The 9,863-nt window shown below is 72.3% G+C and carries 8 protein-coding genes, 1 tRNA gene and 2 pseudogenes; 3 read left to right on the plus strand and 8 right to left on the minus strand.

What is annotated here, in order from left to right; all coding sequences use genetic code 11:
* Nucleotides 1–145: 145 nt before the first annotated feature.
* Nucleotides 146–1,345 carry an acyl-CoA dehydrogenase family protein gene (locus tag EAO71_RS02280; RefSeq protein WP_147976073.1) on the minus strand — a complete coding sequence of 400 codons (1,200 nt, stop codon included), beginning with the start codon at nucleotides 1,343–1,345 and terminating at the stop codon, nucleotides 146–148.
* 520 nt (nucleotides 1,346–1,865) lie between these two features.
* On the opposite strand from EAO71_RS02280, the gene EAO71_RS02285 reads away from it, so the two are divergent.
* A complete protein-coding gene (locus EAO71_RS02285) occupies nucleotides 1,866–2,237 on the plus strand; it encodes an MmcQ/YjbR family DNA-binding protein (protein WP_147976074.1) in 372 nt (123 codons plus the stop codon).
* 135 nt (nucleotides 2,238–2,372) lie between these two features.
* Here EAO71_RS02285 and EAO71_RS02290 read toward each other — a convergent pair whose 3' ends face one another.
* Nucleotides 2,373–3,266: a transketolase family protein gene (locus tag EAO71_RS02290; protein ID WP_147976075.1), complete on the minus strand. Its 894-nt coding sequence runs from the start codon at nucleotides 3,264–3,266 to the stop codon at nucleotides 2,373–2,375.
* Nucleotides 3,267–3,300: 34 nt separating this feature from the next.
* Nucleotides 3,301–4,020, minus strand: a complete 720-nt coding sequence (locus EAO71_RS02295; RefSeq protein ID WP_147976076.1) for a transketolase — start codon at nucleotides 4,018–4,020, stop codon at nucleotides 3,301–3,303.
* Between the two features lie 127 nt (nucleotides 4,021–4,147).
* Between EAO71_RS02295 and EAO71_RS02300 the strand changes: the two genes are divergently transcribed.
* Together EAO71_RS02300 and EAO71_RS38440 are read left to right on the plus strand one after the other, a co-directional pair.
* Nucleotides 4,148–4,221, plus strand: a tRNA-Pro gene (locus EAO71_RS02300).
* 224 nt (nucleotides 4,222–4,445) lie between these two features.
* A pseudogene (locus EAO71_RS38440) lies at nucleotides 4,446–4,631 on the plus strand (CAP domain-containing protein); the annotation flags it as partial.
* A 444-nt stretch (nucleotides 4,632–5,075) separates the two neighbouring features.
* Here the strand turns inward: EAO71_RS38440 and EAO71_RS38445 are convergent.
* The 5 genes and pseudogenes from EAO71_RS38445 to EAO71_RS02325 all read right to left on the minus strand — a co-directional run.
* Nucleotides 5,076–5,564, minus strand: a pseudogene (locus EAO71_RS38445) (sigma-70 family RNA polymerase sigma factor); the annotation flags it as partial.
* A gap of 72 nt (nucleotides 5,565–5,636) precedes the next feature.
* Nucleotides 5,637–5,927, minus strand: coding sequence for a hypothetical protein (locus EAO71_RS02310; RefSeq protein ID WP_147976078.1), 291 nt, complete (start codon nucleotides 5,925–5,927; stop codon nucleotides 5,637–5,639).
* Nucleotides 5,928–6,023: 96 nt separating this feature from the next.
* Nucleotides 6,024–8,243 (minus strand): NADP-dependent isocitrate dehydrogenase, encoded by a 2,220-nt coding sequence (locus EAO71_RS02315; protein ID WP_147976079.1) that lies wholly within the window; start codon nucleotides 8,241–8,243, stop codon nucleotides 6,024–6,026.
* A 45-nt stretch (nucleotides 8,244–8,288) separates the two neighbouring features.
* Nucleotides 8,289–9,305: a phosphatase PAP2 family protein gene (locus EAO71_RS02320; protein WP_261991955.1), complete on the minus strand. Its 1,017-nt coding sequence runs from the start codon at nucleotides 9,303–9,305 to the stop codon at nucleotides 8,289–8,291.
* Nucleotides 9,306–9,458: 153 nt separating this feature from the next.
* Nucleotides 9,459–9,863: FGGY-family carbohydrate kinase (locus EAO71_RS02325; RefSeq protein ID WP_261991956.1), on the minus strand; the 405-nt coding region annotated here is incomplete at its 5' end.

Genomic DNA, 9,863 nt, shown 5'->3' on the forward strand with positions numbered 1-9,863 from the left:
CGTCTGCGGTGGCCATACCCCGACCGTACGGCGCTCCGCGGGGGCGTGAACCGGAATGCGCGCCGACCCGCCCGCCGGTCACTCCCTGTCACGATTCGCCACGCTGCCGCGCACCTCCGCACGCCCCCTCCGCCGGCGTCGTGGGTCAGGCGGGGACGGGTTCTCTGCGGACCAGGTCGGAGAGCCGCTCGGACCAGCTGCCCTTGGCGGTGCCGAGAGCGACCTCGGCGAGACGCAGCAACTGGACGTCCGAGGTGCCGGCCGGGGCGAAGATGTGGTGCGCGTCGCGCAGGTAGCGCTCGATCGGCCGGTCGGTGAAGAGCCCGGCGGCGGCGTGGATCTCCATCGCGTTGCGGCCCGAGTCGAGGGCCGACTCGACGTTGACCAGCTTGGCGTTCATCAGCTCCGCGTCGCAGGACATGCCCTGGTCGAGCAGGTGCACCGCGTGGTAGGCGGCGAGCCGCGCCGTCATCAGCCGGGACTGCATCTGGCCCAGCTTCAGCTTCACGGTGGGGAGTTCGTGGAGCGGGTTGCCGTAGCGGTGGCGCTCGGCGGCGAACCGGGTGGTGTCCTCCAGGATCGCCTGGTGGATGCCGAGGGAGACGGCCGTGAGGTTGGCCCGTCCGTAGAGGACGCTGGAGGAGTAGGCGACGGCCAGTCCGTCGCCCTCGTCGCCGAGCCGGTTGGACGCGGGGACTCGGCAGTTCTCGAAGATGAGCTCGCCGAAGCTGAAGCCGTGCAGGCCCATGGCCTGCTCCTGGGGACCGGTGCGGAACCCCGGGCGGTCGGACTCGACCAGGAAGGCCGTGAGCCCCTTGGAACCGGGGCCGGTCCGGACCACCACACCGTGCAGGTCGCCGACATGGCTGTTGCCGACGAAGACCTTGCTGCCGTTGAGGATGTAGTCGTCCCCGTCCCGGACGGCGCTCGCCGTCATCCCGAGGACATGGCCGCCGGAGCCGGGTTCGGTGACGGCGATCGTCGGCAGGCACTCGCCCGCGGCGATCGCGGGGAGCCACGTCTTGCGCTGCTCGTCGCTGCCGAAGTGCACGATCTTGGCGGTGCCGAGCTGGGACGCCTGGACCATCGCGCCCATGGCACCGCTGACCCGGGACAGCTCCTCGATGATGATCGTCTTGGCCAGATGGCCGGCGCTCATGCCTCCGTACTCGTGGCCGATTGTCGCCCCCAGCCAGCCCTGTTCGGCGATCAGCCGGGAGAGCTCGTGATGGACCGTACGGGTCGCTTCCATCTCGGCTATCCGTGGCCGAACCTCACGCTCTGCGAAGTCCCGAACCGTCTCCCTGAGTTGATGATGCATGCGGCTGGTGAAGTAGCCGTCCATCGGAGTCCTCCCCTGCGAAACGCCTGTTCGCGCGATTGTTCGAACAGGTGGTGCATCGGCAGTGGTCCCGTCCCGAACAGGCCGACCACTTCATGGTGTTGATCTTTCGTGACCGGAGCAATATCGCCACGGACTTTGTCCGAAACCGGAGTGGTTGACGTTTGAATCTGACTGTGTTTCGCGTGGTCTTGGCCTGGTGGGTCCTTCGACCAGGTCATTCCACTCAGGCAGGTTTCTGCCACATGCCAACGGCAAGCAGTGACCGGTCATATGGCGCGGATAGCCCAGGCTTCGCCTCATAGGCCACCTCTTCACCACAGAGGCGGCATGCCGGATCTTTCGCCGGGGCCCCGATGCCGGGAACGGCAGGGCTTCCGGCCTTTCGCGGGCGCCGAGGAGGCCGTCGGAGGGGGCGTGCGGAGGTGCGCGGCAGCGTGGCGAATCGTGACAGGGAGTGACCGGCGGGCGGGTCGGCGCGCATTCCGGTTCACGCCCCCGCGGAGCGCCGTACGGTCGGGGTATGGCCACCGCAGACGACGTACGCCGTATCGCGCTCTCGCTCCCCGGGGCGGTCGAGAAGCTCGCGTGGGGGATGCCCACCTTCCGAGCCGGCCCCGGGGGGAAGATCTTCGCCTCGCTGGACGACGACGATCAGGTGATGGGGGTGAAATGCCCCAAGGAGGACCGGGAGGAGCTCATCGCCGCCGAGCCCGCGAAGTTCTTCCTCCGCGAAGGGCACGACGACGGCTACGCGTGGATCAGGGTCCGGCTCGGGGCCCTCGACGACGAGGCCGAACTCCGTGCCGTCCTCGCCGACTCCTGGCGCCAGGCGGCCTCGCGCCGACTCCTCGCGGAGCACCCCGAGGTGGGGGTGTCGGGGGAGGCGGAGTGAAGGGCCGTCCCCTGCCCGCGCCCTGGCCGGAAGAGTGCGGGCCCGACCCCGCCGGACCGGGCCGGGAAGAGGCCGTCCCGCATCCGCCACGGTGGCCGGATCGTGATCACGGCCCGTACGTCCCGGCGAGCGCCGTCAACGGGCGAGGAAGCCCGTGATCCGCTTCCGCAGCCCCGCCGGGTCCAGGCCCTGACCGGCCAGGTGCTCCTCGATGCTCCCGTACGTGCGCGGCTCGCGGCGCGCGACACCGAGTCCCAGGACGCGGTGCGGCACCTCCGTCAGCGCGTCGTTGGCGGCCGCGGTCGACGTGCCGGCGAGGTACGGCTCGACCAGGACGACGTCCGGGCGCGCGCCGGCGACCGCGCGACGCAGGCCCTCGGCGTCGAAGGGGCGGACCGTGTGGGCGTAGAGGACCGTCACGTCGAGGCCCTCGGTGGCCGCGAGGACGTCGTCCAGCAGGGGACCGACGGCGACGACCACGCCGTCCCGGCCCTCGCGCACCGTCGAGAGGCCCACGGTGACGGGCCGGGGCGCGGCGTTCGACTGCACGGAGAGCCGTACGTAGACGGAGTCGTCGCTCCGGACGGCCCGGCGCAGCAGCTCCTCCGCCTCGTCCGGGTGGCCGGGTACGTGCACGGTCCAGCCGTCGAGGGTGTCCAGCAGGGCCACGTCGCCGGGTGACATGTGGGTGAAGCCGCCGGCCGGCCAGTCGTACGACCCGCCGGCGCTGACCAGCACGCCGGTCACGCCCTGGTGGCCGAAGTCCAGCTTCAGCTGCTCGAAGGGGCGCTCGACGAGGAAGCTCGCGAAGGTGTGCATCACCGGCCGCATCCCGGTCAGGGCCAGCCCGCCCCCCGCCCCGATCAGCAGCTGCTCGCGGATCCCTACGTTGATCACGCGGTCCGGATGGCGCCGCTCGGCCTCCCGGAAGCCGTCCCTGCTGATCTCGGCGAGGACGACCGCCAGCCGGGGGTCCTCGTCGAGCAGGCGGCTGGTGGTCGCGATGAAACGGTCGCGCATGGTGTCCATGGGAAGAGTGCTCCTCGGCTGTGTGCGGCGGGGGTCAGGCGTGCTTGGGTTCGACGCGGGCGACGACGACGTGCGGCCGGCCGGGGTGCGCGGCTGTGCAGGCGGCGTGGAGCGCGTCGTGGTCGCGCCCGTCGACGGTCTCCGCGGACCAGCCGGCCGCCTCGAACCGCGCGGCGATCCCGCCCGGCCGGCCGTAGGTGGCGGAGCCGTTGTCGATCACCAGCGTGTGCAGCTGCTCCAGGCCGGCGGGCCCGGCATAGGCCAGCGCCTCGTGGTTGCTGCCCTCGTCCAGCTCGGCGTCCCCGATCAGCACCCACACCCGCGGATCGGTCAGCCCCTGGGCCCGCAGCCCCAGGACGGTGCCCACCGCCAGCGGGAGCCCGTGCCCGAGCGACCCGCTCCCGATCTCGGCGCCCGGCACCAGCGTCCGGTCGGGGTGGTGCCCGAGGGGCGAGTCGTACGAGCCGAACCCGCTCAGCAGCTCCTCCGGGAGGAAGCCCTTCGCCGAGAGGACGGCGTAGTAGGCCATCGGCCCGTGCCCCTTCGACAGCAGGAACCGGTCCCGGTCCGGGTCGCCGAAGGTCTCGGGCGTGACCCGCAGCACCCGGTCGTACAGCACCCAGAGCGCGTCGAGGGTGGAGGTCGCGGCCGGCGAGTGCTTCTCGTCGCCGGTCATCAGCCCCATGAGCCGGGTGAGCCGGGCGAGGTCGGTGCGCGGACCTCGGGGGGTGAGGGTGTCTGCCGTGTTCGTCATGACACACACGGTGCAACCTCAAGTGAACTCGAGGTCAACCCCGGAAAGGGGTTCGTGACCACCCGGCGAAGTGCGGTATTGTTCTCATGCGCGTTCGGCCCAGGGAAACCCCAGGTCAGACGGGCATCGGGACGTGGCGCAGCTTGGTAGCGCACTTGACTGGGGGTCAAGGGGTCGCAGGTTCAAATCCTGTCGTCCCGACTTTGCGAAGTCGGAGGTCGAGGGGCCGTTTCAGAGGAATCTGAGACGGCCCCTCGACCGTTTTCCGGGACCGGCTCGTGCCGTACCGAAGCGCACACCCCGACCCGGGCCGTGCGCGCCATGTCCAGGTCACGGCGCCGATCCGGTGTCCTCCTGCGCGATGCGGTCCAGCAGGGGGGCTGCCCAGTCGGGGAGGGCGGACGCCGAGCTGGACGAGGGCGGACATGGTGCGCCGCGGCTACTACGGGCACAGCAGCCCCGAGGGCGAGTTCGCCGACACCCGGATCTCGGACACCGGATACGCGTGGAGCCGTTGGGCCGAGAACCTCGCGCGCGGGATGCGCGACCCGGCGACCGTCTTCGACAGCTGGATGGACGGCGGGATGCACCAGCAGAACATGCTGGACTGCCGCTACCGCGACACCGGTGTCGCCGCCGTGCCCGGCCCGGACGGCACGGTCTGGGTCCAGGGGTGCCCCGCCCGCCGGATCGGGGGCCGYCCGGCCGGCGGAGGGCGCCGCGGGCTGTGGCCAGGCCGCGGTGGCCAGGTCGCCGGGGGCCACCGGAACCACCTGCGTGCCGAGCAACGGGGCCACCAGGCCGAGGCCCACCAGGAGCCCCTCGGCGGGGGCCAGTCCGGAGCGGGCGGGGGCGCACGTGGAGCAGGTCCGCAGGTGGCGGGCGATCCGCTTCCGCCACAGCGGGGAGGGGTGGCCGRCCCAGCCGTCCACGATCCCGGCCAGTTCGGGGCAGGGCGGCGTCGCGGCCAGGGCCCGTACGACGGCCCGGCCCGTCTCCAGCTGCCCCTTCATCCGCTGGACGCGGACGGCGGCGTGCTGCGCGGTGAGGTCGAGCGCCTCGGCCAGTTCGGCCCGGCTCAGTTCGCCGGTGGCCTCCAGCCACCACAGGGAGAGCAGTTCACGGTCGGTCTCGTCGAGCCAGCGGGTCGCCTCGGCGACCTCGCGGCGCTGTCCGGACAGGCCGAGGCGCAGGATGGTCAGGTCGACGAAGTCGCCCCCCGGGTCGGCGAGCTCGGCGGCCCGGTCGAGGCCGGGGAGCGCACCGTGCTGCCGGTCGCGCCAGCGCCGGCGGATCTGGTTCATGGCTATCGCGACCAGCCAGGAGCGGAAACGCGCGGGGTCGCGCAGCCCGGTCAGGCCGTCGAGGGCACGGAACATCGTCTCCTGGACGACGTCGTCGACGTCGGCGTGGCCGTCGAGCGCCCGGCCGACGATGTTGTAGACGAGGGGAAGGCAGGCCCGCACCAGGCGCTCCCGGGCATGCGGGTCTCCCGCCGCGGCCGCCTCCACCAGCTCGGCCGCGCCGTGCTCGTCGCTGTCCATGTCGTGCTCCCTCGTCCCTGGGCCTTCCTGTCCCCGTACTGAGGAGACCCGTGGGCGCGGGCGCGATAACAGTTATGCCGTTGGATGGTGCAGGGACGGCACGACGGCCGCGTTCCCCGCCCGGACGGCCTCGATGACCGCCTCGTGGATGTCGCGGCTCTCCACCTCGGAAGCGCACGGCACCGGACTGCCCGACATGGTGAACCAGTCGGACGCGCCGCTGTACTGCACGGCCACACGTGCTTCGTCATCCGCCCAGGTCGTGTGTATGGTCACGTCGCCCGTGAGCACACCGACCTCGTCGGTGAGCACCCCACCACGCCCGGTATAGACCCCGGCGGTCGTCCATGATGCCCAGCTCATCCATCCAGGTTCACACCCGGATGCCACATCCGCCACCGACGGGACCGCCCCGGTCGGACGGGTGTCCGGCCGGGGCGGAAGGGCGGTCGCGCCGGATCAGGCGAGGGACGCGATGGCCTCGTTGAGCGTGGCGGACGGGCGCATCACGGCCGCGGCCTTGGCCGGGTCGGGCTGGTAGTAGCCGCCGATCTCGGCCGGGGAGCCCTGCACCGCGGCGAGCTCGGAGACGATGGTGTCCTCCTGCTCGGTGAGGGTCTTCGCCAGGCCGGCGAAGGCCGCCGCGAGCTGCGCGTCCTCGGTCTGGGCGGCCAGCTCCTGGGCCCAGTACATGGCCAGGTAGAAGTGGCTGCCGCGGTTGTCGATACCACCGAGGCGACGGGTCGGCGACTTGTCCTCGTTGAGGAAGGTGCCGGTGGCGCGGTCGAGGGTGTCGGCGAGGACCTGGGCGCGGGCGTTGCCGGTGGTGGTGGCCAGGTGCTCGAAGCTGGCGGCCAGGGCGAAGAACTCGCCCAGGCTGTCCCAGCGCAGGTAGTTCTCCTTGACGAGCTGCTGGACGTGCTTCGGCGCGGAGCCGCCGGCGCCCGTCTCGAACAGACCGCCGCCCGCCATCAGCGGGACGACCGAGAGCATCTTGGCGCTGGTGCCCAGCTCCAGGATCGGGAAGAGGTCGGTGAGGTAGTCGCGCAGCACGTTGCCGGTGACCGAGATGGTGTTCTCGCCGCGGCGGATGCGCTCCAGGGAGAACGTCGTGGCCTCGACGGGGGCGAGGATCTTGATCTCCAGGCCCTCGGTGTCGTGCTCCGGCAGGTACGCGTTGACCTTGGCGATCAGCTGCGCGTCGTGCGCACGGGTCTCGTCCAGCCAGAAGACGGCCGGGTCGCCGGTGGCGCGGGCGCGGGTGACGGCCAGCTTGACCCAGTCCTGGATCGGCAGGTCCTTGGTCTGGCAGGCACGGAAGATGTCGCCCTCGGCGACCTCCTGCTCCAGGACGACGTCACCGGCGGCGTCGACGAGGCGGACGGTGCCGGCCGCGGCGATCTCGAAGGTCTTGTCGTGGGAGCCGTACTCCTCGGCCTTCTGCGCCATCAGGCCGACGTTGGGGACGGAGCCCATGGTCGACGGGTCGAAGGCGCCGTGGGCGCGGCAGTCGTCGATGACGGCCTGGTAGACGCCGGAGTAACTGCTGTCCGGGAGGACGGCGAGGGTGTCGGCCTCCTGGCCGTCCGGGCCCCACATGTGACCGGAGGTGCGGATCATGGCCGGCATCGAGGCGTCGACGATGACGTCGGACGGGACGTGCAGGTTCGTGATGCCCTTGTCGGAGTCGACCATCGCCAGGGCCGGGCCCTCGGCGAGCTCGGCCGTGAAGGAGGCCTTGATCTCCTCGCCGGCCGGAAGCGCGTCGAGGCCCTTGAGGACGGCGCCGAGACCGTCGTTGGGGGAGAGACCGGCGGCGGCGAGGACCTCGCCGTACTTCGCGAAGGTCTGCGGGAAGAAGGCGCGCACGACGTGGCCGAAGACGATCGGGTCCGAGACCTTCATCATCGTGGCCTTGAGGTGCACGGAGAAGAGGACGTCCTCGGACTTCGCCCGGGCGACCTGCTCGCTCAGGAAGGTCCGCAGGGCGGCGGCGCGCATGACGGAGGCGTCGACGACCTCGCCGGCCAGGACCGGTACGGACTCGCGCAGCACGCTGACGGTGCCGTCGGCGGCCACGTGCTCGATGCGCAGGGTGCCGGCCTCGGCGACGACCGTGGACTTCTCGGTGGACCGGAAGTCGTTCTCGCCCATCGTGGCGACGTTCGTCTTCGAGTCCGCGGACCAGGCGCCCATGCGGTGCGGGTGCGTCTTGGCGTAGTTCTTGACCGAGCCCGGGGCGCGGCGGTCCGAGTTGCCCTCGCGCAGGACCGGGTTGACGGCGCTGCCCTTGATCTTGTCGTACCGGGCGCGGACGTCCTTGTCCTCGTCCGTCCGCGGGTCGTCCGGGTAGGCCGGGAGGGCGTAGCCCTGCTCCTGGAGCTCGGCGATCGCGGCCTTCAGCTGCGGGATGGACGCCGAGACGTTCGGGAGCTTGATGATGTTGGCGGCCGGCGTCTTGGCCAGCTCGCCGAGCTCGGCGAGGGCGTCGTCGATGCGCTGACCCTCTTCGAGACGCTCGGGGAAGCTCGCGATGATGCGGCCGGCCAGGGAGATGTCACGGGTCTCGACATTGATCCCGGCGGTCGAGGCATAGGCCTGGATCACGGGCAGGAACGAGTACGTCGCCAGGGCGGGCGCCTCGTCGGTGTGCGTGTAGATGATGGTCGAGTCAGTCACCGGGTGTGCTCCGCTCCACGTCTGCGTCTGCGAGATTGCTCGACATCAAGATATCTCCTCCTCGGGCTCCTCGGTAAAGGGCCCCGTCCATCGGTACGGGACGGGGCGTCCGCCGAGGTCGACGTGGCGCAGCAGGGCGAGCACCAGCAGGGTCGCGGCCGCGCCGGCGCCGGCGGCGAGTGCCTGTCCGGCCTGGTAGGCGAGCCGGGGCAGGGAGGGGTCGCCGGTCGCCGTGAGCAGGTAGTCGAGAAGCAGGACGAGGCCGGCCCCGAGGCCGAGGACGGCGACGGCGGTCAGCGGGCCGGTGACGAACAGGGTGCGCAGCGGGAAGCGGCGACGGGGCGCGGGGGCGACGCGGCCCCGGCGGGCGAGCGCTCCGGCCAGCCCGCAGCCGACGGCCAGGACCAGCAGGTCGGCGCCGATCGCGTCGCCGGGCCGGTGCCAGCCGGCCGCCAGGGAGTAGGCGCCGACGGCGGTGGCCCACAGCGCGCAGAGTCCGGCGGCGAGGCCGCGCAGGCGGTAGGGGACGACGACGAACAGGCCGAACATGACGCTCATGGCGATCGTGGTGTGCCCGCTGGGAAAGGTGTTGGCCACGAGGTGCGGCGGCGCCCCGACCAGGTCCGGGCGCCCCAGGACGAGCTCCTTGAGCAGTTCGGTGAGCAGGAGCGAGCCGGTGACCGTGGCGAGCGCGACGGCGGTGAGCGCGTAGCGCCGGCGCAGGACGCCGATCAGGGTCAGCACCACCAGGGCGACGGCGAGGGAGGAGAGGGTGACGTACGGGAGGGTCCGGTGCGCCTGGTGGGCGGCGGCCAGTTTCCCGTCGGTCACCCGCCCCGCCAGCGCCGCGTTCTCCCAGCGCTGGCCGGTGGCGGTGAGCACGAGTGCGGCGTAGACGACGGCCAGCAGGGCCACCGAGCCGAGGGAGGCGGCCTGCAGGCGCTTGCGCACCCGGGCGCAGAAGGAGTCGGCGGCCTCACCGGCGACGGCGGCGTACCACCAGGTGCCGGTCGCCGGAGGCGGCGTGAAGCCGTCCGTACGGGGCCTGTCGAAGGGAGCCATGTCCCGATTCGAACCCGGCGCGCGGTCCCGCGCCCGCTGGAGGCACCCGAACGACACGCCGAAGAACGGGCCGGGCACCCGGCGGCGCCGCGGGCTCCACCGGGCAGGACGGCGGCGGGCCGCCGCGGGCCACGGGGTGAACGCCTTCCGGTGTCATCCGGCCGCCGGGCGCATGAACGGCCCCGCACCGTCCAGGACGGTCGCGATCCGGTCCCAGGTCCCGAGGTCCCGCGGCAGCGCCGGCAGGACGGTGCCGCGGCCCGTGCCCCAGGCGCCGGCCAGCGCGACCGGGTCGCCGCCGCCGGCCGCGCCCGCCGCGAGCGCCGCGGCGCCGAGGGCGACGAGTTCGGTCTGCGCCGGGACGACCAGGGAGCGTCCCGAGAGCCGGCGGACGGTGTCGCGCCACACCCGGCCCTGGGCGCCGCCGCCGACGAGGCGCAGCGGGCGGTCGGTCACGGCGGGGTCCGCCGGATCCTGGCCGCACGCGGTGAGGAGCTCGTCCAGGGCCCGCAGGACGGTGAAGGCGGCCCCTTCGTAGGCCGCCCCGAGGACGGCGCC

Origin of the sequence: Streptomyces sp. MS191 (assembly GCF_008042125.1) — a bacterium.
Classification (GTDB): Bacteria; Actinomycetota; Actinomycetes; order Streptomycetales; family Streptomycetaceae; genus Streptomyces.